General features: G+C 61.8%; 20 protein-coding genes. 9 read left to right on the forward strand and 11 right to left on the reverse strand.

What is annotated here, in order from left to right; genetic code table 11:
• Positions 1-4: 4 nt before the first annotated feature.
• From trpC to ABXS05_RS03920, 5 genes are all read left to right on the forward strand, one after another.
• The gene (gene trpC, locus ABXS05_RS03900) at positions 5-808 is read left to right on the forward strand and encodes an indole-3-glycerol phosphate synthase TrpC (RefSeq protein WP_311935009.1); all 804 of its coding nucleotides are present in this window, start codon (positions 5-7) and stop codon (positions 806-808) included.
• Positions 805-1,308, forward strand: coding sequence for a cyclic pyranopterin monophosphate synthase MoaC (gene moaC, locus ABXS05_RS03905; RefSeq protein WP_311935011.1), 504 nt, complete (start codon positions 805-807; stop codon positions 1,306-1,308). The genes trpC and moaC overlap by 4 nt, the downstream gene beginning before the upstream one ends.
• Positions 1,305-2,525 carry a molybdopterin molybdotransferase MoeA gene (locus ABXS05_RS03910; protein WP_311935013.1) on the forward strand — a complete coding sequence of 407 codons (1,221 nt, stop codon included), beginning with the start codon at positions 1,305-1,307 and terminating at the stop codon, positions 2,523-2,525. Before moaC ends, ABXS05_RS03910 begins: the two co-directional genes overlap by 4 nt.
• Positions 2,526-2,637: 112 nt before the next feature.
• The gene (lexA, locus tag ABXS05_RS03915; protein ID WP_068296091.1) at positions 2,638-3,360 is read left to right on the forward strand and encodes a transcriptional repressor LexA; all 723 of its coding nucleotides are present in this window, start codon (positions 2,638-2,640) and stop codon (positions 3,358-3,360) included.
• 28 nt (positions 3,361-3,388) lie between these two features.
• Entirely contained in the window at positions 3,389-4,072 is a 684-nt protein-coding gene (locus ABXS05_RS03920; RefSeq protein WP_311935018.1) for a pentapeptide repeat-containing protein, read from the forward strand.
• Positions 4,073-4,183: 111 nt separating this feature from the next.
• Here ABXS05_RS03920 and ABXS05_RS03925 read toward each other — a convergent pair whose 3' ends face one another.
• Positions 4,184-4,390, reverse strand: coding sequence for a TOBE domain-containing protein (locus tag ABXS05_RS03925; protein WP_311935020.1), 207 nt, complete (start codon positions 4,388-4,390; stop codon positions 4,184-4,186).
• A 216-nt stretch (positions 4,391-4,606) separates the two neighbouring features.
• Entirely contained in the window at positions 4,607-6,598 is a 1,992-nt protein-coding gene (locus tag ABXS05_RS03930; protein WP_367622990.1) for a hypothetical protein, read from the reverse strand.
• 549 nt (positions 6,599-7,147) lie between these two features.
• Here ABXS05_RS03930 and ABXS05_RS03935 point away from each other — a divergent pair.
• A complete protein-coding gene (locus ABXS05_RS03935) occupies positions 7,148-9,322 on the forward strand; it encodes a type I secretion system permease/ATPase (RefSeq protein ID WP_367622991.1) in 2,175 nt (724 codons plus the stop codon).
• Positions 9,319-10,764, forward strand: a complete 1,446-nt coding sequence (locus tag ABXS05_RS03940) for an HlyD family type I secretion periplasmic adaptor subunit (RefSeq protein ID WP_367622992.1) — start codon at positions 9,319-9,321, stop codon at positions 10,762-10,764. The genes ABXS05_RS03935 and ABXS05_RS03940 overlap by 4 nt, the downstream gene beginning before the upstream one ends.
• A gap of 42 nt (positions 10,765-10,806) precedes the next feature.
• Here the strand turns inward: ABXS05_RS03940 and ABXS05_RS03945 are convergent, their stop codons facing one another.
• Positions 10,807-13,047, reverse strand: a complete 2,241-nt coding sequence (locus ABXS05_RS03945; protein ID WP_367622993.1) for a ComEC/Rec2 family competence protein — start codon at positions 13,045-13,047, stop codon at positions 10,807-10,809.
• Between the two features lie 218 nt (positions 13,048-13,265).
• On the opposite strand from ABXS05_RS03945, the gene gltX reads away from it, so the two are divergent.
• Together gltX and gltA are read left to right on the forward strand one after the other, a co-directional pair.
• A complete protein-coding gene (gene gltX, locus ABXS05_RS03950) occupies positions 13,266-14,696 on the forward strand; it encodes a glutamate--tRNA ligase (protein ID WP_311935023.1) in 1,431 nt (476 codons plus the stop codon).
• Positions 14,697-14,999: 303 nt separating this feature from the next.
• Complete coding sequence (gltA, locus tag ABXS05_RS03955) at positions 15,000-16,292, forward strand: citrate synthase (RefSeq protein WP_311935025.1); 1,293 nt, start codon at positions 15,000-15,002, stop codon at positions 16,290-16,292.
• A gap of 170 nt (positions 16,293-16,462) precedes the next feature.
• Here the strand turns inward: gltA and lpxB are convergent, their stop codons facing one another.
• From lpxB to ABXS05_RS03995, 8 genes are all read right to left on the reverse strand, one after another.
• Positions 16,463-17,632, reverse strand: a complete 1,170-nt coding sequence (gene lpxB / locus ABXS05_RS03960; RefSeq protein ID WP_367622994.1) for a lipid-A-disaccharide synthase — start codon at positions 17,630-17,632, stop codon at positions 16,463-16,465.
• Positions 17,633-17,634: 2 nt separating this feature from the next.
• On the reverse strand, positions 17,635-18,525 hold the full coding sequence (locus ABXS05_RS03965) for an LpxI family protein (RefSeq protein WP_367622995.1): 891 nt from the start codon (positions 18,523-18,525) through the stop codon (positions 17,635-17,637).
• Positions 18,522-19,358 (reverse strand): acyl-ACP--UDP-N-acetylglucosamine O-acyltransferase, encoded by an 837-nt coding sequence (gene lpxA, locus ABXS05_RS03970; RefSeq protein ID WP_367622996.1) that lies wholly within the window; start codon positions 19,356-19,358, stop codon positions 18,522-18,524. The genes ABXS05_RS03965 and lpxA overlap by 4 nt, the downstream gene beginning before the upstream one ends.
• Positions 19,358-19,822, reverse strand: a complete 465-nt coding sequence (fabZ, locus tag ABXS05_RS03975) for a 3-hydroxyacyl-ACP dehydratase FabZ (protein WP_068296063.1) — start codon at positions 19,820-19,822, stop codon at positions 19,358-19,360. Before fabZ ends, lpxA begins: the two co-directional genes overlap by 1 nt.
• A 69-nt stretch (positions 19,823-19,891) precedes the next feature.
• Entirely contained in the window at positions 19,892-20,968 is a 1,077-nt protein-coding gene (gene lpxD, locus ABXS05_RS03980) for a UDP-3-O-(3-hydroxymyristoyl)glucosamine N-acyltransferase (protein ID WP_367622997.1), read from the reverse strand.
• 267 nt (positions 20,969-21,235) lie between these two features.
• Positions 21,236-23,443, reverse strand: coding sequence for an outer membrane protein assembly factor BamA (gene bamA, locus ABXS05_RS03985; protein ID WP_367622998.1), 2,208 nt, complete (start codon positions 23,441-23,443; stop codon positions 21,236-21,238).
• Between the two features lie 173 nt (positions 23,444-23,616).
• Positions 23,617-24,741, reverse strand: coding sequence for a M50 family metallopeptidase (locus tag ABXS05_RS03990; protein WP_367622999.1), 1,125 nt, complete (start codon positions 24,739-24,741; stop codon positions 23,617-23,619).
• Positions 24,742-24,793: 52 nt separating this feature from the next.
• Positions 24,794-25,618 (reverse strand): phosphatidate cytidylyltransferase, encoded by an 825-nt coding sequence (locus tag ABXS05_RS03995; protein ID WP_311935037.1) that lies wholly within the window; start codon positions 25,616-25,618, stop codon positions 24,794-24,796.
• Between the last annotated feature and the right edge of the window lie 32 nt (positions 25,619-25,650).

Here is a 25,650-nt window from a genome sequence, read left to right on the forward strand (position 1 = left end):
TGCCATGGCCACCATTCTCCAGAAGATCGAAGCCTATAAGCGCCGCGAGATCGAGGCAGCGAAGGCGGCACGCCCGCTGCCGGAGCTGATCAAGCTGGCGGACCGCGCCAGTCCCGTACGGGGCTTCCAGAGAGCTCTGCAGGCCAAGCTCGACGCCGGCAATACTGCTTTGATTGCCGAGATCAAGAAGGCGAGTCCGTCCAAGGGCCTGATCCGCGCCGATTTCGACCCTCCGGCACTTGCCCGCGCCTATGAAGCCGGCGGAGCGGCCTGTCTTTCCGTGCTGACCGACGAGCCCTCCTTCCAGGGGCGGCCCGAGTTCCTCACCGCGGCACGTGCGGCGGTATCGCTGCCCGCCTTGCGCAAGGACTTCCTCTACGATCCCTACCAGGTGGTGGAAGCAAGAGCCTGGGGTGCCGACTGCATCCTGGTGATCATGGCCAGCGTCACCGACGCCGAAGCCCGTGCGCTGATCGCGGCCGCCAAGGACTGGTCCCTCGACGTGCTGTGCGAGATCCACAATCACGACGAGCTCGAGCGGTCCCTCACGCTCGATGTCGGCATGATCGGCATCAACAATCGCGATCTCAACGACTTTGTCACCCGCCTGGAGACGACCGAGACACTGGCGCCGCTGGTGCCCGGCGATCGTCTCCTGGTCGGCGAAAGCGGCATCTTCACACCCGGCGACGTCCAGCGCCTGCAGAAGGCTGATGTGAACACCTTCCTGGTGGGCGAGAGCCTGATGCGCCAGGCCGACGTCGCCGCCGCCACGCGTGCCCTGCTGTCTGTGGACCAGGCGGCATGAGCCGGCAAAATACGAATCCTAGCCTTACCCATCTCGACGCCTCCGGCGAGGCGAACATGGTCGATGTTTCGCAAAAGGCCGTGACGAGCCGCACCGCAATTGCCGAAGGGCGGGTGGTGATGCAGCGCGAGACGCTCGACCTCGTCTTGTCGGGTGATGCCAAGAAAGGTGATGTTCGCGCCACGGCCCGCATCGCCGGTATCATGGCCGCCAAGAAAACCCATGAACTCATTCCGCTCTGCCACCCGCTGCTCCTCAGCAAGGTCGCCGTCGAGATCGAGCCCGACACCGCTCTGCCCGGTCTGACGGTGCGGGCGACAGCCAAGGTCGCGGGTCAGACCGGCGTGGAGATGGAAGCGCTGACCGCTGTTTCCGTCGCCTGCCTGACCATCTATGACATGGTCAAAGCCGCCGACCGGGGCATGCGCATCGAGGCGATCAGGCTCGTAGAGAAGTCCGGCGGCAAATCCGGCGATTGGCATGCGGAGGAAAATCCATGAGCCTGCTTCCCGTCGCGGACGCGCTGGCCAAGGTGGTTGCCGGCGTCACCCCGCTTCCTGTCGAAACCGTGCCACTGCACGCCACGCGCGGACGCGTGCTTGCTTCCGCCATCACCGCGCTGAGAACCCAGCCCGGTTTCAACGCCTCGGCCATGGACGGCTATGCAGTACGCGTGGATGACGCCAAGCAGGGAGCCAGCCTCGAATTGATCGGCGAGTCTGCCGCCGGGCATGGCTATGCCGGTCGGGTCGGCGAGAACCAGGCCGTGCGCATCTTTACGGGCGCGCCCGTACCTGACGGCGCCGACACCGTGGTGATCCAGGAACAGACCCGGCGCGACGGCAATCGCGTCATCCTGGAGGCCACGGCCAAGCCCGGCCAGCATATCCGGGGCCGCGGACTGGATTTTGCCGAAGGCCGTGAGGCCCTGAGGCCTGGAACCGTCATCGGCCCCCGCGATATCGCCCTCGCCGCCGCAATGAACCACCCTGGTCTGCCGGTCCACCGCCGCCCCAAGGTCGCCATCCTCGCCACCGGCGACGAACTGGTATTGCCCGGCCAGGCCATCGGCGAAAACCAGATCGTTGCCTCCAACAATTTCGCCATCCGCGCCCTTGTCGAGGCCGAAGGCGGCGAAGTGCTCGACCTCGGCATCGCCAGCGACGACTTCCCGGCCCTGGAAGCCGCCATCAAGCGAGCTCGCGCCGAAAAGGCCGATGTGCTCGTCACCATCGGTGGCGCCTCCGTCGGCGATCACGATCTGATCCAGACCGCGTTGACCCGCGAAGGCATGCGGCTAGGCTTCTGGAAAATCGCGATGCGGCCAGGCAAGCCGCTGCTGCATGGGCGGCTCGGCGCCATGCACATCCTCGGACTGCCGGGCAATCCGGTCTCCTCCGTGGTTTGCGGCGTCCTCTTCCTGGTGCCGCTGCTGCGCGCGTTGCTTGGCCGTTCCGACGCCGGCCCGCCACGCCGCAAGGCCGTCTTTGCCCGCTCCTGGCCGGCCAACGATGTCCGCGAGGATTATATACGGGCCCGCTTCCTGCTTGACGATACGTCAGACATCCTCAAGGTAGAGCCATTGGCACTGCAGGATTCGTCGCTCGTCAGCGTGATGCAGCATGCCGACTGCCTGGTGATCCGGCCGCCCTTCGCACCCGAAGCAAAGGCGGGTGAGACCTGCGAGATCATCGATCTCCGTGCGGCCGGCTATTGACCACGTCTTTAACCTGAACTTCATTGTTGCAGAACACAGTAGGAACATGTAGCACTGTTCTTGTTTTGTTTACACCTTCACCGTGATTCGCGGCCGCCACGACGGGATAGCCATGCTGACCAAGAAACAACATGAATTGCTTCGGTTCATTCATGAGCGCCTGAAGGAACAGGGTGTGCCTCCTTCCTTCGATGAGATGAAGGAAGCACTGGACCTCAGGTCCAAGTCCGGCATTCACCGCCTGATCATGGCGCTGGAGGAGCGTGGCTTCATTCGGCGCCTGCCCAACCGCGCCCGTGCGCTGGAAGTGGTGCGCTTGCCCGAATCGGCGGTGCCGAGCGGTGGCGGCCTGTCGCTCGCCTCTTCCCAGCGTGGTTTCCGCCCCAATGTAATCGAGGGCAATCTCGGCAAGGTTCGCCCCGTCAGGCCTGAAATTGACGACGAGGTCGGCCGGCCGGTCCTCGTCCCGGTGATGGGGCGTATCGCCGCCGGCACGCCGGTCTCCGCCATCCAGTCCAAGAGCCACACCATCAGCGTCACGCCGGAAATGTTGTCCTCCGGCGATCATTTCGCCCTGGAAGTGCGCGGCGATTCCATGATCGAAGCCGGTATCTTCGACAATGACACCGTGCTTATCCGCCGCCAGGACCACGCCGATACCGGCGACATCGTCGTGGCACTGATCGACGACGAGGAGGCGACACTCAAGCGCCTGCGCAAGCGCGGAGCCTCCATCGCACTGGAGGCCGCCAATCCGGCCTATGAAACCCGTATCTTCGGGCCCGACCGGGTGCAGATCCAGGGCAAGCTGGTCGGTTTGTTCCGTCGCTATTGAGCGTGGCCGACATCGTGGCTTGCCGGCTATGAACGCGCTTCGCGCGATCGCGAACTGCAGCTTGCGGCGCCGCGATGTCGAAAACCTGCTCGCGGCGAAGCTTCCGCATTCCCTCGTCGATTGCGAGATGGAGGAGTGCGATCTTTCGCGTCTCGATCTCTCTCATTGGGCCTTCGAGCGCTGCAGGCTCAGAAACGCCAAGCTGGTCGGCGCCAGGCTTGCCAATACACTCTGGCGCAACTGCAAAGCGAGCGGCGCCGATTTCCGTGGCACGGACCTGGAGGAAGCGGCGTTCCGCACCGGTGATTACAGCAATACCAGCTTCCGGCGCGCCAAGGCGGCCTCGACGGCTTTTACCGGTTGCAAGCTGACCGGGGCGGACCTCTCCGAAACCTCGGGGCTGGGGCTGGTTTTCGAGGAAGTTCTGCTGATGTCGGCCAAGCTGCCGGCCTTTTCCTTCCGGAAGAGCGTGCTGCGTCGCCTCGACTTCACCCAGGCCGATTTGCGCCAATGTGATTTTCGCGAGGCGATCTTCGAGGAATGCAGTCTGCGTGATGCCAATCTTGTCGATGCTCGCTTCGAGGGTGCCGACTTGCGCGGTGCCGATCTCGGCGGGCTGAAGCTGGCAGACACCCGTTATTTCAAGGGCGCCACGATCTCGAAAGGCCAGGCCGGCCAATTGCTGGCCGAACTGGGCTTGCGGATTGCCTGAGAGAACCTCCGGAATTCGCAGGCTAATCCGCTCGACACCAGGCAACCAGGAGTGCTCGAACCACTATTCGCCCGAGCACCGCCGAAGGTCGTCATGAACCGGGAAGACAGGTCAGTCGACAGCAATCATGACGTCTGAGGCCTTGATGACGGCATAGGCATTCTGGCCGGGCTTGAGATTGAGGTCGTCGACGGCCTCATTGGTGATCGACGCAGTAATGATGGTGCCGTTGACCTCGAGCTGGATGTGGGAGGTCGTCTGCCCCTTCGTCACGCTCTTGATCGTGCCCTTGATCTGGTTGCGGGCGCTGATTTTCATGAAACTTCCCTTGGCGACGCGAAAGACGCGATCATCATCATTCCTGAAGCAATGTCCACCGGCAAATACTGGTGAAATTAGCGTGGCGGTGGCCCCTTCCAGACGGCGGGTACGATCGGGGTAACCGCCTCAAAACGCGCGATCGTTACCCCGAAAATTGCGGGCGGAGGCCCATGGGGCCGCCACCTTCTCGCTCAGACGCGATGCAGCCAACGCTCAGGTGAGGCCGATGATGTCGCTGCTTTGCAAATTGACCGTGCCCTGGATCGCGATCTGAAAATCCGCCTTCTTGTCACCATTTATATCGCCCTGCAGCATGGTCTGCCCACCCTGGAAGATATAACGCAGTTCACCCGACGAGCCGGTGAAATCGCTATTGGCGATCAGGCTGTGGAACTCCTGAAAACTGAGGTCGATTTTGTCCTCGCCTTGGGTGAAGTCCATGATCGTGTCGGTTGCCGCACGGGTCAATCCGCTGTCCTTGACGCCCAGCAGTTTGAAGATGTCGTTGCCGCCCTCCCCCCAAAGGATGTCGGCTCCAACGCCGCCGGCGATAATGTCGTTGCCGTCATTGCCGTGCAGTGTTTCCGCTATCGCTCCGCCGACGATGGTGTCGTTGCCGGCGGTGCCCCACACGATCTCGAAGCCTTTCACATTCTCGCTGCCGCCGGATGTGCCGAAGGTTGCGGTCTGAGCATTCAGGCCGAGAGCCGCCGTGATGCCCAGATTGATATTGAGCGGGTCGGTCGTAGCGGGATCGACAGTGAAGACGTCGATCCCGGTGCTGCCATCCACCTTGTCGGTACCGCCATCGTTCGAGGCAAAATAGACGTCATTGCCCGCACCGAGGCCATAGATGTCGTTGCCGGCCTGATCGTGGACATATTCGACACTGGCACCACCGACAAAGGTATCGTTGCCCGCCCCCAAATAGAAGTCGCCGGTCACCAGACCGGCACCGGACTCGGTGAACTTGTCGTTGCCAGCTCCGGTCTGGACATTGCCGTAGATGGTACCGCTGTTGGTGATGGTATTACCGCCATCGCCACCATAGACACCCCTATAGATCGTCTTGCTGTTGGTGAGGGTGTTGACCCCCTCGCCCAGATCGATGCCGTCGACGCTGCCCGAATTGGTGATCTTGTCGTTGCCGTTGCCAGCCGAGATGAAACCGTAGATCACGCCGGTGTTGGTCGCCGTATCATCTCCCGTACCCAGCCAGACGGCGCCATCGATCTCCTTGCCGTTGGTAAGGCTGTCATTGCCGGCACCGAGGTCCAACGCGCCCTGGAAATACTGTTCGCTTCCAGCATCGTAGCCATAGGCCGTGTCGCCGACGATCAACCCCGTATTGCTTATGACGTCGGCTCCCAAACTTCCAAGTATCGTTCCGTACAACTTTCCTGAGTTCTTGATGGTACTGTTGCCTTGCCAAAGGCCTATCGAAACCTGGACATCCCGCTGAGTATCGTCTGCGAAAGTCAGGAGCTGATCATTGCCGATTACAATGCCCGAGTTCGTAACGACATTCTTGCCTTCGTTGATCAGGATCGAACCATCGATCTCTCCGGTATTGGTGACGGTATTGCCGGCGGTCGGGACTCCCAGGGAATTCAGCGGAGCCCCGCCAAAGAGACCGATGTCGCCTTGAATCAGCTTGCTGTTGGTAATGCTGCCAAGCCCGCCGGACCGAATGGCATAACCGCTATCCGTAGAGATCGTCCCGGCGTTCGTCACCGTCAATGTCGCAGCGCTGTTATTATAGATTCCGAAATCGCCACCAGAAATGGTCGCGCCTGCCAGATTCTTTACGGAGATTTTTGCGTTGGAATAGAGATTGCTGCCTGAATCGCCGACGTAATAGATGGCCCCCGCATCCCCTCGGATAATTCCTGAATTCGCGACATCCAAGGCCGCATTTGTCCCGATGCCGTAGAGGGAACCGTAGATGGAGCCTTCCGTTCCCACATTGACCTTTGTCGTTACAAGGGTGCTCGTGGGCGGCGCGTTCACGGCAAGGCCGTCTCCTTGCAGGCCGCTAACCCCGCCATTGATCGTTACAGTCCAGGGGCCGCCGTCGAGCTGGAGCCCCAGACTGTCGGCGGAAATAATGTAGGAATCCAAATTTACCTTGTAGGTGCTTCCTGCTGCACCCGTCGCGAAAACGCTGTCATGGGTGATACCGGTTGGAAGTACAATGTTGCTCATGGAGAATTCCTGGCCTGCGCTCAGTTAGCGATGGAATACCTGACATCCAAGCCACTTCACCTTATCGGCTTGGCAGTGAGAACGATCGCGAGCATACATGACGTCTGGTATCCATGCGATGGCTTTACTCGATCTCCATGAAAATATTTTCAAGCCAGAGCAATATTCGCCCCAAAAACAAAACACGATTTTTATAATAGAAATTTACGCTGGATATTTAGTCTAATTTATCAAAATTTTTCCTTGAAAAGATTTTCACAATCATATTTAAAACTAAAATTTATTATAAAAATATTATAGAACATTGAAATTCATTGCAAAAACGCCCAAACCCTTATTTGTCATTTATACAGACCTGCCTGCCAATTAATGATTTGGTCCTTTAACGATCTTTCTTTGTAATGTACTGTAAAATCGTCGCACTGTCGCAACGGCGGCGTTGTCAGTTGGTCGTAAGATTAAATCCGGGTTGAATTGATGATGGTCGGTTAGTTTGCGTTCCTTGCCACTGCGAGCACTTGCGACTAGGTCGCCCGAGGTCTTCCACTCATGAACGAAATATCACAGAGCACGGGAGAGCCAGAGAAACTCGACTCCGGCCTCGCTGCGCTATGCGGTGTGGCAAACTATTTCCGAATTGCAGCCGATCCCATGCATATGCGCCGGGAGCTTGCGCTGGGAAACAGAGAGAGCACCAATGTCGATCTGGTTCGAGCCGCAGCCATCGTCGGTCTCAAGGCTCGCACCATCAATGCGGCCAAGGCCAAACGCCTGCAGTCCATTCCGGTGCCGGCCATCGTCAAGCTGCGGGAGGGGGCCCATGCCATCTATGGAGGCTTGATGGCCTCCGGAGACTATCGGTTGGTCGATCCTGTCACGCGCGTGGCACGCGGCGTGTCGGTGGAGGACCTGCTCGATCAGATCGAGCCGGAGGTCATCTTGGTCGCCCGCCGTCTCAAGGGCCCTGGCATCGATCCAAAAGCCTTCAGCCTACGCTGGTTCTTGCCCTCGATCTGGCGCTACCGCAAGCCACTGGCCCATGTCCTGGTCGCATCGATCTTCGTGCAGATCTTCGCGCTGATCACGCCGCTCTTCTTCCAGGTGATCGTCGACAAGGTCCTGGTGCATCAGGGCTATTCGACGCTCCTCGTGCTGGTCCTCGGCCTGGTGATCATCGGTGTCTTCGACGTTTCGCTGCAATATCTGCGCACCTATGTCCTTTCGCATACGACGAGCCGCATCGATGTCGAGCTTGGCCGCCGCCTCTTCCATCACCTGCTACGCTTGCCGCTCGGCTATTTCGAGACCAGGGCGGCAGGCCAGACCGTCGCCCGCGTGAGGGAGCTCGAGACGATACGCTCCTTTCTGACAGGCCAGGGCCTGTTCTCGGCGATCGACCTGTTCTTCACCTTCATCTTCATCGCCGTTCTCTTCCTCTATTCCTGGAAGCTGACGCTGATCGTCATCGCGGCGATCCCGCTCTATTTGATCATCACCCTGCTGGTGCGTCCGCATCTGCGAGACAAGGTCAAGCAGAAGTTCAACACGGGAGCCGAAAGCCAGCAATTCCTGGTCGAGACCGTGGTGGGCATCCAGACGCTCAAAGCCGCGGCCGTCGAGCCGGCTACGCAGTCGCAATGGGAGGAGCGGCTCGCCGCCTATGTCCGCACGGCCTTCGATGCAACGCTCCTGGCGAGCATCGGCCAGAACGCCATTCAATATGTCAGCAAGCTGATGACGGCCGCCCTGCTCTTTTTCGGCGCCATGGCCGTGATCCGCGGCGAGATCACGGTAGGCGAACTCGTTGCTTTCAACATGATCTCCGGGCAGGTGATGCAACCCATCCTGCGCCTATCGCAGTTGTGGCAGGATTTCCAGCAGGTGCAGGTTTCCATCGAAAGACTGGGAGACATTCTCAACACCGTTCCGGAACATTCACCCCGGATGCCGTTGGCGTTGCCGACGCCGCGCGGACAGATTGCCTTCCGGAACGTATCCTTCCGCTACAGAGCCGGTTTGCCGGAAGTTCTCAAAACCATCACCCTGCAGATCAATCCGGGCGAGGTGATCGGCATTGTCGGTCCGTCGGGTTCGGGCAAATCGACGTTGACCAAGCTGATCCAGCGTCTCTACACGCCGGTAGAGGGACAGATCTTTCTCGACGGAGCCGATATTTCACAGGTCGACCCGGCTTGGCTGCGCAGCAATATCGGCGTGGTCCTGCAGGAAAACCTGCTGTTTCACCGTTCGGTTCACGACAATATCGCCTTGGCCAATCCAACGATGTCACGCGGCGCAGTGATGCAGGTCGCACGCCTTGCCGGCGCCGACGAATTCATCAGCAAGCTGCCGAGCGGCTACGAGACCATCATCGAGGAACGCGGCGCCAATCTCTCGGGTGGGCAAAGACAGCGCCTCGCCATTGCCCGTGCTTTGGCAACCAATCCGCCGATCCTCATTTTCGACGAGGCCACGAGCGCCCTCGACTATGAGAGCGAGCGTGTCATCCATCGTAACATGCGACAGATCGTCAAGGGGCGCACGGTCATCATCATCGCCCACCGGCTTGCCGCCGTCAGGAACTGCAACCGCATCATCAGCATGGCCGATGGGCGCATTGTCGAGATCGGCACGCATGACGCATTGGTGGCGAGAAAAGGTGGTCTCTATGCTCATCTGTGGGCGCTGCAGACCAGCCAGGCGAGTGGGGAGGACGTATCGTGAGTACCGCCTCACTCTCCACCGCACGCAAGCGGCCCACACCGCGGCGATCCGATCAGGAGTTCCTGCCGGCGGCGCTCGAAATTCTGGAAACCCCGGCGTCTCCGGCAAGGCTGGCGCTGCTGCTGCTGATCTGCGGTTTCCTTGCCAGCGCGCTGGCCTGGTCCTACTTCAGCCGGATCGACATCTTTGCCGTCGCTGCCGGCAAGATCCGGCCGATCGGCCAGATCAAGACCATCGAGCCTCTGGAAACAGGACGCATTCGGGCGATCCGGGTCGACAATGGCGCGCATGTGAAGGCCGGGGACATCCTCGTTGAACTCGACACCGTCGAGACCGAGGCCGACGTCGGCAACATCGCGGCAAGCCTGGCCGCCTATCAAGCCGAAGCCTTGCGCCGACGGGCAGCGATCGAAACTGCGGAGAAGAACATCGTCGATATAGCCCCCGCCATCCCATGGCCCGAGACCATTCCCGCCAATGTGCGTGCACGCGAGGAACAGGTGCTGCGCGATGACCTGGCAAGCCTGCGCGCCGAGTTGAACAGCTTGGCTGCCAAGAAGGCGGTGAAGACGGCGGAACGTGATCGGCTGATCGCCACCACGACTTCCCAGGCGACCCTGATAGAGACCCTGCAGAGCCGGGTCGACATGAGAAACACGCTGATGGAGAAGAATGCCGGCACGCGCACGAACCTGTTTGACGCGCTCCAGGCTCTCCAGTCGGAAAAATCCGCCCTCGCCGCCAACAATGGCTGGCTGGAGCAGGCGAAGGCCGAGATGGTCACCTTCACGGTTGAAGCCACCAAGATCCGGGATGCCTTCATCAGCGACAACTCCCAGAAAAAGGCGAATGCCGAACGCCAGGCCGATGACCTCAGCCATCGCCTGATCAAGGCGAAGGCGAGCCTCGAACACAAGACCTTGACCAGCCCGATTGACGGCACTGTACAGTCCGTCTCCGTGACCACCATCGGCCAGGTCGTGACCACAGGCCAGGAATTGATGCGGGTGGTCCCAGCCAATGCCACGCTCGAAATCGAAGCCTATGTGGAGAACAAGGACATCGCTTTCGTCCATAAGGGCCAGGAGGCCATCGTCAAGGTGGAGGCCTTCCCGTTCACCCGCTACGGTACGATCTCCGGCCTCGTGACGCATGTCGCCGCCGACTCCATCCCTGCGCCGGAAGCCCAGCGCGCCGAAGGCGACCCGACGCAGGCCATCCGACAGCAGGATATGTTTGCCGGCGCTTCGAGGGTTCAGGCACTCGTCTATCCCGTCACGCTCACTCCTTCGACCACCTTCATTGCAGCAGACGGCAACAAGGTGCCGCTCGGAGCAGGCATGACGGTAAGCGTCGAGATCAAGACCGGCAGCCGGCGTGTCCTGGAATATCTCTTCTCGCCCCTTGTCGAGGTGTCGTCCCAGGCGATGCGCGAGCGCTGATCCGCGGCGCGGAGAACCCAGGCGCTTCCCCCTGGGCATATGTCAGTCGTCAGCGTTCGGCTGCGAAGGTCCCAGATCTGCGTCGGGGATGGGGGAGCCCCGAGGCGAATCGACAAGCGGAGCCTGCGTAGCGGGAGGCGTGGCACTGGCAACCGGCTTCGTTCTGGCCGGAGCCCAGGGACGGGCCCCCTCGAGGTCACGCGCCATGACGATGCGCCAGGTGAGGCGGCCGTCGCCGCCACGCGGGCCGGCATAGAGCGCGATCGAACCCGCCGCACGGATCAGCTCTCGGTCCAGTGTCAGGCCAAGCGCGGCACAACGGGCACCGATCGAAACCGGCCCGGCCAGGACGCTGACGCGCCCGCAATCCTCCTCCGCCGCATTCGCCGTCTTGTCGAGCATGAAGACCCCGCCTTCCTCGATAGGCGCGGAACAACCTTCCCTATCGCATAGGCGCTGCGCTGCCAGAGTGGGATCCTCCGGCTTGCGCCGATCACCCATGGCCAGCAGCCATTGCTGAACGGTGAAAGCATCGGACCGCTGCGCGAGCACGGTCAATTGATCGCCCTTGCGAACGAGGGCCGCATAGCCGTTGGCGCCGAACAAGGCCGCCGGCAGCGGCGCTGTCGCGGCCAGGGCAATACCCCCGCCAAGGGGCAACAAGGCCAGCAAAGCCAGGCGCGTGCGCAGGATGGTCAGCAGAACCAGCGTCAGGGCGAACAATCCGAGAGCAACGGTCGAAAATTGCGGCATCACGAGGTCGGAACCGGGCCAGGTAGCAACCGAACGGGCCACCTGCATGAACAGGCCGACCGCCCAACCCATCGCCTGCCAGAATGGAGCGCCATAGCCGAACGGCTCGGCCACCAGCGCCAGCATGGCGAGTGGCATGATCAGGAAGGAAACGATGGGAGTCGCGACCAGGTTGGAGGCCAGCGACTGCAAGGTAAGACGATGGAAATGAAAGGCCGAGAACGGCGCCGTGGCGAGCGAGGCGACGATCGTCGTCAGCATCATGGCAAGGACCAAGGTCACGGCGCCGCCAATGGCCCTTTCCCACGCCATCGCAGATTTCTCTCGCTTACGCCGGCTCCATTGCTCATGTGCGATCACCAGCATCGCCACTGCCGCAAAGGACATCTGGAAGCTCGGCCCCAGAAGCTGCTCCGGTGTCGTCAACAGGACGAAGCTCGCGGCCAGGGCGACGTTGCGCCGGGTGATGGCATTGCGTCCCAGAGCTACGGCCAGCAGCACGATGGCCGTCATCAGGAAGGATCGGACGGTCGCGACCTCGGCACCGGAAAACAGCGTATAGGCCGCCGCCGGCAGCAGCGAGAGCAGCGCAGCGAGTTCCTTGGTGCCCCGGTAGAGCACGATGCGGCGCGACAAGGCCAGCATGGCGCGGATGAGGCCGAACAGCCCACCCGCAAACAGCGCCATGTGCAGGCCGGAAATCGAAACGACATGGTAGAGGCCGGAAGCGCGCAGCGCATCGTTGGCATCGCCGGGTATCTGGCCGCGCTTGCCGGTAACCTGCGATGCGGCGATCGCCCCATTCTCCCCCTGTATCGTCTCGACGATCCGCCGGGTCAGAGCGTTGCGCTGCCGATCGATCCAGATAGTGAAGGCTTCCGCCCAGCTTGCTTCGACCGGACTGGCGGCGGGCGAGATCTTGCCTGCTGCGAAGCCAACGCCGCCAATGCCGTCGAAGAAGGCATCGCGGGCAAAGTCATAGCCGCCCGGCAAGGCCGGTGGCGGGGGCGGTCGCATGACGGCCTTGAGGCTGACGCTGTCGCCGGCACGGATTTCGCTGCCCTTGCGGACCGTGAGGCGTATGCGGGCCGGCATGGCTGCGGGCTCCAGTTTCTCCACCGAGACCGGTCTGATGACGATGCGGGCACTGCTGCCCAGGCGGGGCTCGACCGAAAGGACGAGGCCTGTGACGGCTCCCGCCATCGAACGCGAAAGCTGCGGCGCGGCGACGCTCATCGTACGCAGCTCGGCCGAGCAAAAGCCCGCTCCCACCGCCGTCAGGCAGACCAGGCCGACATGCAACCCCCAGCGCCCTCGCAAACCATAGGCAAGGCAGGCCATGCCCACGGTAAGAAATGCCGGAAAGACAAGACCGGGCTCTTCCGGTGCCGCGAAATAGGCAATGACGCCCAGACCCAGAAAGATCGGAACGACGAGAGCAAGCTCGAAGGCGGCCATCTCGGCTGCAAGCGCGGCTGCCACCCAGGCCAGCAGCCGCTGCCCGAACAGCATGCCACCAGGCAATGCCAATCCCCGCTGTCCCGGCTTTCCGCCAAGGACACCAACTCGCGCGCGGCCCCGATCATTCTCAGGCAAAGGCGCCCCCGCCGCTACCGCCCGATGAAACCCTGTGCTAAAGCCCCAAGCTTATTGATGTGATCCGGGTTAGCCAAGGGCCTCCACACTTCCGCCTCTATGCTGCTTCGCTCTGGCTTCGCTCTCCCTGCCTTTTGGAATTGCCAACTTCGATGTCTACTCCTGTCGTCACCCGCTTTGCTCCCTCCCCCACGGGCTTCCTCCATATCGGCGGCGGCCGCACGGCGCTGTTCAATTGGCTCTATGCCAGGGCCAAGGGCGGCAAGATGCTGCTGCGCATCGAGGACACCGATCGTGAACGTTCGACCGATGCCGCCATCACCGCCATCCTGGACGGCCTGGCCTGGCTCGGCCTCGACTGGGACGGCGATCCGATTTTCCAGTTCTCCCGCGCGGCTCGTCATCGCGAGGTCGCCGAGTCGATGCTCGCTCAGGGCAAGGCCTATTATTGCTACGCCACCCAGCAGGAGCTCGAGGAGATGCGCGAGCTCGCCCGCAAGGAAGGACGGCCGCCGCGCTATGACGGCCGCTGGCGCGACCGCGACCCGGCGACCGCCCCCAAGGACGTCAAGCCGGTGATCCGCCTGCGTGCCCCCACCGAGGGCGAGACTGTCATTCATGACGACGTCCAGGGCACCGTGCGCTGGGCCAACAAGGATCTCGACGATCTCGTCCTGCTGCGCTCCGACGGCACGCCGACCTATATGCTGGCCGTGGTGGTCGACGACCACGACATGGGTATCACCCACATCATTCGCGGCGACGATCATCTCACCAATGCCGCCCGCCAGAAGCAGATCTATGAAGCCATGGGTTGGGAGGTGCCGCATATGGCGCATATTCCGCTGATCCATGGGCCCGATGGCGCCAAGCTCTCCAAGCGCCATGGCGCACTCGGCGTCGATGCCTATCGCGCCATGGGTTACCTGCCGGCGGCAATGCGCAATTATCTGGTGCGCCTGTCCTGGAGCCATGGCGACCAGGAAGTGTTCACCACCAAGGAGATGATCGAGCATTTCGATACGGGTGCCATCGGCAAATCAGCCGCCCGCTTTGATTTCAAGAAGCTCGAAAACCTCAATGGCATCTATATGCGCAACTCCACGGACGAGGAATTGCTCGCCGCCATCGACCAGTTGCTGCCCCATATTCCCAATGGCCCTGACCTCGCTGCCCAACTCGCCGCCGGCAATGGTGCCAGGCGCTCCCAATTGCTCGCCGCCATGTCGGGCCTGAAGGAACGCGCCAAGACCCTGGTGGAACTGCTGGATGGCGCCAATTTCCTGTTTGTCTCGCGCCCCCTGCCGTTGGACGACAAGGCCAAGGCCATGCTGAATGAGGAAGCGCGCGCGACCATCGCCCTGCTGCTGCCGCGTTTCGAAGCCTTGACCGAATGGAGCGCCAGTGCGACCGAGGCCACGGTGCGGGCCGCGGCCGAGGAAACCGGCGCCAAGCTCGGCTCGCTCGCCCAGCCGCTGCGGGCTGCGCTCACCGGCCGTACCACCTCCCCACCGGTCTTCGACGTGCTGGCCGTCCTCGGTCGCGAAGAAAGCCTGGCCCGGCTGAAGGATCAGGCTGGCTGAGACCAAGCGCCGCATGATTGTGTTTCCCGCGCATCGGGTTTCACGCAATAGGTGTATTTTTCGCAGCTTTGGCGCGAAAGATTTGGAAAGCTTTCGCGTCAAAGTGGGGCAATCGACCCCACCCTGGACTATTGCTGCCAGGCCTGTCGCCGAACCGACAGTTCACCTCTTCGTCTTTCTTGCGGCATTGCAGCAAATGGTCTACCCAACACCGACGGATCGGCGATACGTAGGCCTTACTTGAGCCGGGGGGCTCCTTTCTGGCCAAGGCGTGACCGCGTATTTCCGTACAAGGAGGATTGCATGAGCGGTAACACGGCGACTCTGACTATTGGTGACAAGGCAATCGAATTGCCAACCAAGGCCGGCTCCGTTGGTCCGACGGTTGTTGATATTGCGCCCCTTTATAAGCACACGGGCATGTTTACCTATGATCCGGGCTTCACCTCGACGGCGAGCTGTGAATCTCAGATCACCTATATCGATGGCGATGAGGGCGTGCTGCTCTATCGCGGCTACCCGATCGAGCAACTTGCCGAGCATGGCGACTTCCTCGAAACCTGTTATCTGCTGCTCTACGGCGAACTGCCGACAGCCGCGCAGAAGGCGGACTTCGACTATCGCGTCACGCGCCACACCATGGTGCATGAGCAGATGGCCCGCTTCTTCCAGGGCTTCCGCCGCGACGCCCATCCGATGGCGGTGATGGTCGCCTCCGTCGGTGCCCTCTCGGCCTTCTATCACGACTCCACCGATATCTCTGACCCGCATCAGCGCATGATCTCGTCGATGCGGCTGATCGCCAAGATGCCGACCCTGGCTGCGATGGCCTACAAATACACCATCGGCCAGCCTTTCGTGTATCCGCAGAACAATCTGGACTATCCGTCCAACTTCCTGCGCATGTGCTTCTCGGTCCCCTGCGAGGACTACAAGCCCAATCCGATCCTGGCCCGCGCGCTCGATCGTATCTTCATCCTGCATGCCGATCACGAGCAGAACGCCTCGACCTCGACGGTGCGCCTCGCCGGCTCCTCGGGCGCCAATCCCTTCGCCTGCATCGCGGCCGGCATCGCCTGCCTGTGGGGCCCCGCTCATGGCGGTGCCAACGAGGCTGCCCTCAAGATGCTCCAGGAAATCGGCACCGTCGATCGCATTCCGCAATATATCGCCAAGGCCAAGGACAAGAACGATCCGTTCCGCCTGATGGGCTTCGGCCATCGCGTCTACAAGAACTACGATCCGCGCGCCAAGATCATGCAGCGCACCACCCATGAGGTGCTGAACGAGCTCGGTCACAAGGATGACCCGCTGCTCGAGGTGGCGCTGGAGCTCGAGCGCATCGCCTTGCACGACGAATACTTCATCGAGAAGAAGCTCTATCCCAACATCGACTTCTATTCGGGCATCACCCTCAAGGCGATGGGCTTCCCGACCTCGATGTTCACCGTGCTGTTCGCCCTTGCCCGCACGGTCGGCTGGATCGCCCAGTGGAAGGAGATGATCGAGGATCCTTCCCAGAAGATCGGCCGCCCGCGCCAGCTCTATACCGGCGCAGCCCGTCGCGACTACGTTTCACCGGCCCAGCGCCGCTAGAGCGTTTTCCAGAAAAGTTGATAGACTTTTCGATTAAGAAAACGCGTCAAAACAAAAGGTTAGAGAAAAGTGCGATTCAGCGAAATCGCCCTTTTCTCTAGAAGAACAAAGGGCGGATCCTCAGATCCGCCCTTTTGGTTTCCAGCCTCTGTTTCGTATGCTCGAAGCGTTCACTTCGTCTTGCCGGCGATGGTTTCCAGGACGATGCGGGCCGCTCGTTGCGAGGGTGTTTCCCCCACGACCTGCATGCGCTGATCGATCTCGTCGAAGGCTTGCATCTGGGCTTGCCGCTCGTCCGTATCCCCCAGCAATCCAGTCATCAGGTCGGCCAGGTGTTCCGGCACGACTTCTTCCTGGAAAAGTTCGGGTACCGCCCGCCGATCGAGAATCAGATTGGGCAGCAGGAAGAAACGGCCCTTGACCAGACGCCTTGCCAGGAAGGCCTCCCAGGCAGGAAAGCGATAGGTGCCGATCATCGGCACCTGCGCCAGGGCCAGTTCGAGCGTCACGGTGCCCGATGCCGCCAGCGCTGCCCGCGCCCGGCGGAAGGCCGCGTATTTCTCATCGGAGTCGGTGATGACGCGCGGCTTCACAGCCCAGCCGGCGGTCGCCTGTCGCAAACGTTCGGCATGGCGCGACACCGTCGGCAGCACGGCATCGAAAGGTCCGATCCTGGTCGACAAGAGCTCGATCGTCCTGCCGAAATCCTCGGTCAGCAATCCTACTTCACTCGAGCGACTGCCGGGAAGCACCAGCACCACCGGTTGCGTTCCCTGCCGGATCGCCTCCTCCGCGGCATCGGGCCGCAATTCGCCCAGGCGCTCCATCAGGGGATGGCCGACATAGGAACAGGGCGGACCGTTCAACCGGCGATAGGCTTCGGGTTCGAACGGCAGCAGAGCGAGCACATGGTCGACATAGGCCCGCATCGACACGGCCCGGCCGGGGCGCCAGGCCCACACGCTGGGCGAAACATAGTTGATGATCGGCAGATGCGGCAGACGCCGGCGCACGCGCTTGGCGACGGCATGGGTGAAATCCGGGCTGTCGATGATCACCAGGCCATCGGGCGGATCGGCAACGATGGCATCGATCACCTGCCAGGCCCGTCGGTAGATCGTGGGGAAGCGGCCGATCACGGCAGCAAAGCCCATCACCGCAATGTCGTCGAGAGGAAACAGGCTCTCCATGCCCTCGCGCGTCATGGCGGGACCGGCAGTGCCCTTGAACACGACAGGCATACCCGCCTGGGCCCGAAGGGCCTGCATCAGCTTGAAACCGAGCTGGTCGCCGGAATGTTCGCCCACGACGATAGCGATCTTCAAGGGCCGATCGGTCATCGTCACACCCCGACAAGGAATAGGCTGGCCGCGTCGGCCGCCGCGATGGTGGCATCACGCTCCAGCACGAGCACATTGCCCGCTTCGATGGCGATACCGGCGAGACCGGCTTTCTTGGCGAGACGCACGGTACGCGGGCCGATGCCCGGAAGATCGGCCCTGAAATCCTGCTCTGGCTTGGCTGCCTTTACCAGCACGCCACCATCCTGCTCGGCCACGGGCGGTCGGCCATGGCGCAACAGGCGTCCGAGCAAGCCAGGCCGGCGCAAAAGAGCCACCCTCCGGATCATATTGTCGGTACCTTCGGCCGCCTCGACGGCCAGCACGCGCTTTTGGGCCACGACCACACCCTGGCCGATATCATCGGCGCCCATGGCGACAAGAGCACGCCGGCCGATGGTGATCCCCTCTAGTTCGGCTGAACTCGGCGACAAGCGGCCAAGCGGCCCCACGGGCGCCATCAACGCCGGCGCGACGTCACGAACGCCGACGACCGCATAGCCGTGCTTTTCCAGGAACACGATCACGCCCCGCAGGAGATTGTCGTCCCCGCCCTCGAGCACGTTGCGGATTTCATCGAGATGCCGGACAGCCTGGATACCTGAGCGTACCATGCCAAGCCCCGGCCGATGCACGGCGCCGGCCAGGACCACGCGGCCGGCGCCCGCCCGGGCCAATTCCTGCAGAACCCCCTTCGGATCGATCAGGCTGACGGGATATTGGGCGTAGCCCGCAAAATCGGCGTCGGCGAAGCCCTTCAAAGGCAAGATCGCGACAGTCTCACCCCGTTTTGCAGCCTCTGCCGCGATCTCGGCCGGCAAACGCCCTGCCCCGGCGATGACCGCCAAGGCAGGCAAGGCCGAAACCACTCCGGCAACAGGCGGTGTGCTCACGCCTCGCTGCCTGCGAGATCGCGCGCCGCCGCATCGCGCGGCGTCACCAGGGCACGATGGCCCCCGGCTCTCACAAAATCGACGATCTCCATGACCGCCGTCTGATCGGCGAAAGTCTCGGCAACGCTCTCGACCCGCTCCTTCAAGGTGCCGGCGGAGGCAAACAGCATGCGATAGGCGTGGCGCAAGGCATGGATCTGTTCCCGCCCGAAGCCGCGGCGCTTCAGGCCGACGATATTGAGGCCAGCCAGGCTGGCGCGATCGCCCAGGGCCATGCCGAAGGGAATCAGATCGTTCTCGACGCCGGACAGGCCACCGACGAAAGCATGAGCGCCGACCCGTGCGAACTGGATCACCGCCGCCGCGCCGCCGAGAATGGCGTAGTCGCCGACAGAAACATGGCCAGCCAGCAAGACGCCATTGGAGAGAATGATGTTGTTGCCGAGCCTGCAGTCGTGCCCGACATGGGAATTGGCAAGAAAGGCGCAGCGGTCGCCGACCACGGTGTGCATGCCGCCACCGCTGGTGCCGGGGTTCATCGTCACCCCTTCGCGGATCAGGCAATCACTGCCGATGGTGAGATCGGAGGGCTCACCGGCATATTTGAGATCCTGCGGCTGGTGCCCCAGCGAGGCGAAGGGGAACACCTTGGTACGCGCACCGATGCTCGTACGCCCAGTGACCACGACATGCGAATGCAACGTGACACCGTCCGCCAGCGTCACTTCAGGCCCGACGACGCAGAACGGGCCGATACTGACGCCCTCGCCGAGCTTCGCTCCCGCCTCGATGACGGCGGTGGGATGAATGGTCTGTTGAGCCCCCCCGACCATTATTCGGTAACCAGCATGGCGGAAACCACAGCCTCGGCTACCGTGACGCCGTCAACCTTGGCCTCACCCTTGTACCACCACATATTGCGGCGATTCTTCAGCTTGGTCAGGTGCAAGCGCATCTGGTCGCCCGGCGTGACCGGCTTGCGGAAACGGCACTCGTCGATGGTCATGAAATAGACGACCTTCGGCTTGGCCTTGCCTTCCGTGCTGAGCACACAAATCGCGCCGGCCGTCTGGGCCATCGCTTCGATCACCAACACGCCCGGCATCACCGGCTGTTCGGGAAAATGGCCGGTGAAATGCGGCTCGTTGAAGGTGACGTTCTTGATGCCGACGGCGGAATTGTCGCCATCGATTTCGACAATGCGATCCACGAGCAGGAAGGGATAGCGATGCGGCAGCAACGTCAGGAGCTTGCCGATATCTGCAGTTTCCAGCGTTCCAGGGGTTGCTTCACTCATATAGGTCTCGTTTCCTGAACCGGCTCGGCCTTCGGCCAGAGCGCTTAAGCCAAACTCCATTTCGCCCCCTCAGGGAGCGGATCCCTCATCCGTTCCCTGCCCCGACCGAACCCGCGAATTCTTGACCAGCTTCTTGAGCAAAGCCAGTTCGCGGGCATAATCGCCCAGCGGCTGAGCCGGCGTGCCGCCCATGCGTGCGCCCGGCGGCACATCATCCTTGACATTGGCGGCGCCGGCGATCTGGGCACCCATGCCGATGCGGATATGGCCAACCGTGGCAGAGGCGCCGCCCATCACCACGAAATCTTCCAGAACGGTCGAACCGGAGATCCCGACCTTGGACACCAGCACGCAGTGCCGGCCGACCATCACGTTGTGGGCGATCTGCACCTGATTATCGATCTTGGTACCCTCACCGATGATGGTGTCCCGATTGGCACCTCGGTCTATGGTGGTGCAGGCACCGATCTCGACATCATCCTGCACGACGACACGGCCGACCTGCGGCACTTTGAGATGGCCGCGCGGCCCCATCGAAAAGCCGAAACCATCCTGGCCAAGGCATGCCCCGGCGTGGATGATGACGCGATTGCCGACCAGCGAATGCTGGATCACGACATTGGGACTGATCGAGCAGTCACGCCCGATCCGCACATCCGGACCGATCACGGCATTGGCGCCGACGATAGTGCCGGCCCCGATTTCCGCACGGGGCCCGATGACGGCACCCGGATCGACCGTCACGCCGATCTCGAGCCTCGCCTCGGGATGCACGACGGCACCCGGTGAAATCCCCTTGGCGCCGAAGAAGGATTGGGGGCGCGCCGCATCCGGGAACAGGGCCATGCCGATCTGGGCAAAGGCGCGATAGGGCTCGCGCGCCACCAGCAGCGGTGCATGTTTCGGGGCACGATCGACGAATTTGGGAGAGATCAGGATGACCGCAGCCTTGGACGTTTCTAGCATCGGCAGGTAGTGCGGATTTTCGAGGAAGCTCAGATCGCCTTCCCCGGCCTGGTCGAGCGGCGCAACGCGTTCGACCGTCAGGTCCAGCGACAGGCCGGCCACGGGTTCCGCGCCTGTGAGCTCGACGATATCGGCAACGGTGAGGCGGTTGCGCGCGTGAAAGAATACCGGATCCGTCATCAAGTCCACGCTACGGTCAGCCCCTCCAAATCCGGCTTCGAGTGGCTGCTCCGAAACCGGTGATCTTTTCCATTATGAATAGACCAGTCCCTTTGCAAAAGCGTTACCGGTCCGAACATTCATGCGCCAGCCCATACACGATGAAGGGGCCGCGATGCAAAACACCGAATATGTCCGTTCGTTGCGATATCCCGGGGATGCCACTGTGCGAACAAAAAACCGGCCGGCCCCGAAGGGACCGGCCGGCGAAAACGTAAGGTCAGCTCATCAATAGTTGACGATCGTGCCGAAGCGGAAGGCCTGCGTGTCGTCATGCTTTGCCTTGGTCAGGACGTAGGCGTAGTCGAAGCGCAATGGTCCGAGCGGCGAAGCCCACAGCAAGCTGGCACCGACAGAGGAGCGGATCTTGTGCTCGTCGACAAGCTTAAACTGTCCAGGATACTGGATAGCGAAATTCTTACCGCCATAGCCATAGAGCGTACCGGCATCAGCAAATACGGCGCCGCGCAGACCGACTTCCCGCGGCAGGCCGAAGATCGGGAACTGCAGTTCCACCGTGCCGCCGAAGTAGGTGGTGCCGCCCAGGCCATTGCCCTTGGCACCGCCGGCAATGTCGCGCGCACCGATACCGCCCGGAGCGAAGCCACGTACGAGATCGGGACCGGGGCTGAACTGGTCGACGATCGCCAGATTATCCTTGCCGCCGAAGCCATGCATATAGCCGCCCTGACCGCGGACCATCAAGGTAAGGTCATCGGTTAGCGAATAGTAATACCGACCATCAATCGACTGCTTGATGAATTTGGCGTCGCCACCCAGACCGGCAATGTCCTGCTTGAATTGGACATAGAAACCTGAGCTCGGCTGCTTGAGATCGTCGAGCGTGTTGTAGGTTAACGTGTACCCGATCATGGAAACGAGACGATTACCGCCATTCGCCAATTCCTTGATCGCCCAGGACGCTTCGCCGTTGTCGAATTCACCGTCCTTGTAACGCCTATCCGGAATCGACACCTTCTCCGTATAAAGCGTGTAGTTCACGCCGACGGTGAAGTTCTCGGTGATCGGGAAGGCAGCACGCAGCGTGCCGCCCGTAGTCTGGTCCTTGTAGTAGCTATAGTCGCTGTCATCAGTCGTCTTCGAGAACAGGTCGAAGCCGGCTGCGATACGCTGGCCGAGGAAGTAGGGCTCGGTGAAGGACAGGCTATAGCCTTGCGTGCGCTGGCCATACTGCACCGAGGCCTTCACATACTGGCCGCGGCCGAGGAAGTTGCGCTCGGTGAGCGAGACCTCGCCGAGGAAGCCGTCCGAGGTGGAGTAGCCGCCGCCCAGCGAGAATTCGCCGGTGGACTGGTCTTCGACCTCGACGTTGACGACCACGCGATCAGGCTCCGAGCCCGGCTCGTTGGTGACGCGGATGTTCTTGAAGTAACCCAGATTCCGCAGCCGGCGAGTGGCCCGCTCGATCAGGGCCTTGTTGTAGGGGTCGCCTTCACCGATATCGAACTCGCGACGGATCACATAGTCACGCGTGCGGGTGTTGCCGCGGATATTGATGCGCTCGATATAGACCTTCGCGCCCTCTTCCACGACGTAGTTGACACTGATGATGTTGCCGCCGGCATCGCGAACCGCACGAGGACGAACCTGAGCAAACGGATGGCCGGAAGCAGCCAGCTTGATCGTCATGTCCTCGACGGTCTTGTCGACGTCCTCGCCGCGGTAGGTCCAGTTGTTCCAGGACTGGACGTCGCCCTGGAGATCGGCCGGGTTGACGTCGGAAATGCTGGATTCAACCTGCGAAGGACCGAATTTGTAGTACTGGCCCTCATCGACCGTAACGGTCAGGACATAGGCATCCTGCTTCTCGTTCAGCGACGGAACGATGGAGACGACGCGGAAGTCGGGATAGCCGTGGTTCACATAGAACTGGCGCAAACGCTCCTCATCGCCGGCGAGGCGATCCGGATCGTAGGTGTCGGTGGTGCGCAGCCAGCCGAGATAGCCGCTCTCGACCGTCGCCATCTGGCGCTTCAGGCGCCAGGCGGAGAAATTGTTGTTGCCGACGAAGTTGATCGAGTCGATGCCGACCTTCGAGCCTTCAGCCACGGTGAAGACGAGGTCGACGCGATTGTTCGGCAGCGGGACTTCGCGGTAGGTAATCTGCACCGTCGAGCGACCGGTCCGGTTATAGGCCTCACGCATGCGATCGATATCGGCGTTGAGGGTAGCCTGGTTCACCTGGCTACCAGGCTTGGTCTCCATGATGGAAGACAGCTGATCCGCGGTGACCTTCTTGTTCTTCTCGAACACGATGCGGTTGACGATCGGCGCCGAGCGCGACGCAACATGCTTCCTCGGAGCGGCTTCAGCCGTGCCCACCAAGGGAGATGCCACGAAGGCCCCGAACAACGACGGAACCGCGACGGCCGCGAGGGCAACGCCCAGCTTCAACTTGTACATTGCTGTTGCCATCGGGTCTAAATCCCACTCTTTTTACCAAACCAAGTCGAGTTCAACGCCAAACCTCGCCAGCCCGCATTGCTCTCATTGGAAATGCTTCTACAGGGTTTCCGGACGCATGCAAACCGACCCCCGGCTGCCATCCGTCCTTTTTTGGGAGACCGTTGCGAATCCGCCACGCCCTCTCAGCCGCCCGATAATTGCTGTGACAGATCATGGCCCAACACCAAAACGGTGATTGTAATTATCAACATGAGCCCGATGCCGAAGGACAACTCCTGCGCGCGCGCTCCAACCGGCCTGCCCCGGATCGCCTCGATGGCGTAGAAGACCAGATGACCACCATCTAGAACCGGTATCGGCAACAGATTGATGAAGCCGACCGAAATAGACAGCCCTGCCGTGAGCAGGATCAAGCCGGCGAGCCCGATGGTTTCCGTGATCGTCTTGGAGGCTACCGCAATGCCGACAATGCCGGTCACCTGTTTGGGATCACCGCGGCCCGCAAAAAGATCGTAGATAAATTTCGCTGACGCACCAATGCCTTGGACAGTTTCCTTGGTACCCTGCCACAGCGCCGATGCCGGATCGAGACGCGACATGCCGCCGGGACCGATGCCGATGATCGCCCGCGAAATGGTCTTGCCATCCGGCGTGGTGAAGGTGCGGGTTTCCGGCGTGACGCTCACGTCGAAACTCTCCTGCCCCCGCTCGATGGTGAGATTCACAGGACGTCCCGGCTCGGCCGAAATCAGTTCCGGAAGCTGGTCGAACAGTGTGACCTTGGTGCCGTTGACCTCGACGATCCGGTCACCCTTGCGCAGGCCGGCCTTGGCCGCCGGCCCATCGGCCTTGATCGGCCCGATAATGGCGTCAGAATTCGGGTAACCATAAATCGAGAATGCGGCGGCGAAGACGAAGGCGGCCAGGATGAAATTGGCCAAAGGACCTGCCGCCACGATGGCGATGCGCTGCCAGACCGGTTTGTGGAACAGACTGACCGCCCGCTCCTCCGGCGTCATCAGCTGGTTGCGCTCCTCATCGGGCAGAGAAGCGGCATTGGCATCGCCGAAGAAGCGCACATAGCCACCGAGCGGGATTGCCGCGATGCGCCAATGGGTACCATGCCGATCGTCATAGCCGAACAATTCCGGCCCGAAGCCGATCGAGAAGGTCACGACCTTCACGCCGCACCAGCGCCCGACCAGGAAATGCCCAAGCTCGTGAAAGAAGATCAGGATGGAAATGATCACGATGAACGGCACGAAGCCGAGAGCACCGAGACCGAAACTATCCAGAAGACCCATCATCCGTTCCCCTCACGCACCAGAAGCCAGGCCAGACCGCCCTGCTTTTTCGGCACTACCACACAATGAAGCCCTGGGCCGGGTGCAAGCCGGCATGCACAAGTCCGATCAGCAAGGCGGCCAGTGCCGCCGCCAGGAAGCCGTCGAGCCTATCCATGACGCCGCCATGACCCGGGATCAGATGGCTCGCATCCTTGGCATCAAAGCGGCGCTTCAAGGCGGATTCAAGGAGATCGCCCCCCTGAGAGATCGCTGCCAGCACCGCGCCTATGGGAACCAGAACAAGGGAGCCGCCAACCAGGCCGGCCGCCAAGGCGGCAAACACCGTACCACCGATGAAACCCGACCAGGTTTTCTTTGGGCTGACCCTCGGCCACAGCTTCGGCCCGCCAAAGGTGCGGCCGGTAAAGTAGGCCAGCACGTCAGAGCCCCAGACAATGGCGAACAGCACGAAAATGGCACGCATGCCATAGGGCTCGTCCAACCTTAGCAGGGTAGCCGGCAAGACCACGCAGGCCGCATAGGGCAAGGCGGCCGCGACCAGCAAAGGCTGCATCGCCCCTCTCCCCCAGGCCAGCCCCCCCATCACCGCCGCGCCTCCCAGGACTGTCAGCAGGGCTGCGCCTCCCTGCCCGCCCTGGGCGAGCACGGTCGATACCGCGAGCAAGCCGACACCAAGCGCAACGATCAACCAATCCCGTCGGCCGCCGGCGATCAGGAACAGCCATTCGCACAGGACGGCTGCGGCTGCGAGAAACCAGAACAACGCGAAAAGCGGCCCGCCCCACCAAGCGGTGGCCAGCGCCAGCCCGGCCATGACCAGGGCCGAGGCGATACGGATGGAAAGATCGGACCAGTTGGCCTTGGATACGCCCGCCATGTCAGAGACCACGGGCGGATGAAACCGTCCCC

The organism is Labrys neptuniae, from assembly GCF_040797145.1.
Classification (GTDB): Bacteria; Pseudomonadota; Alphaproteobacteria; order Rhizobiales; family Labraceae; genus Labrys; species Labrys neptuniae.

Bases quoted from the DNA above. Each gene is read 5' to 3' on its own strand.
- ABXS05_RS03995 (WP_311935037.1), bottom strand. From the start codon at position 25,618: ATGGCGGGCGTATCCAAGGCCAACTGGTCCGATCTTTCCATCCGTATC.
- trpC (WP_311935009.1), top strand. From the start codon at position 5: ATGGCCACCATTCTCCAGAAGATCGAAGCCTATAAGCGCCGCGAGATC.
- ABXS05_RS03935 (WP_367622991.1), top strand. From the start codon at position 7,148: ATGAACGAAATATCACAGAGCACGGGAGAGCCAGAGAAACTCGACTCC.
- ABXS05_RS03925 (WP_311935020.1), bottom strand. From the start codon at position 4,390: ATGAAAATCAGCGCCCGCAACCAGATCAAGGGCACGATCAAGAGCGTG.
- ABXS05_RS03990 (WP_367622999.1), bottom strand. From the start codon at position 24,741: ATGATGGGTCTTCTGGATAGTTTCGGTCTCGGTGCTCTCGGCTTCGTG.
- gltX (WP_311935023.1), top strand. From the start codon at position 13,266: ATGTCTACTCCTGTCGTCACCCGCTTTGCTCCCTCCCCCACGGGCTTC.
- ABXS05_RS03930 (WP_367622990.1), bottom strand. From the start codon at position 6,598: ATGAGCAACATTGTACTTCCAACCGGTATCACCCATGACAGCGTTTTC.
- gltA (WP_311935025.1), top strand. From the start codon at position 15,000: ATGAGCGGTAACACGGCGACTCTGACTATTGGTGACAAGGCAATCGAA.
- lpxD (WP_367622997.1), bottom strand. From the start codon at position 20,968: ATGACGGATCCGGTATTCTTTCACGCGCGCAACCGCCTCACCGTTGCC.
- bamA (WP_367622998.1), bottom strand. From the start codon at position 23,443: ATGGCAACAGCAATGTACAAGTTGAAGCTGGGCGTTGCCCTCGCGGCC.
- fabZ (WP_068296063.1), bottom strand. From the start codon at position 19,822: ATGAGTGAAGCAACCCCTGGAACGCTGGAAACTGCAGATATCGGCAAG.
- ABXS05_RS03920 (WP_311935018.1), top strand. From the start codon at position 3,389: ATGAACGCGCTTCGCGCGATCGCGAACTGCAGCTTGCGGCGCCGCGAT.
- lpxA (WP_367622996.1), bottom strand. From the start codon at position 19,358: ATGGTCGGGGGGGCTCAACAGACCATTCATCCCACCGCCGTCATCGAG.
- lpxB (WP_367622994.1), bottom strand. From the start codon at position 17,632: ATGACCGATCGGCCCTTGAAGATCGCTATCGTCGTGGGCGAACATTCC.
- lexA (WP_068296091.1), top strand. From the start codon at position 2,638: ATGCTGACCAAGAAACAACATGAATTGCTTCGGTTCATTCATGAGCGC.
- moaC (WP_311935011.1), top strand. From the start codon at position 805: ATGAGCCGGCAAAATACGAATCCTAGCCTTACCCATCTCGACGCCTCC.
- ABXS05_RS03910 (WP_311935013.1), top strand. From the start codon at position 1,305: ATGAGCCTGCTTCCCGTCGCGGACGCGCTGGCCAAGGTGGTTGCCGGC.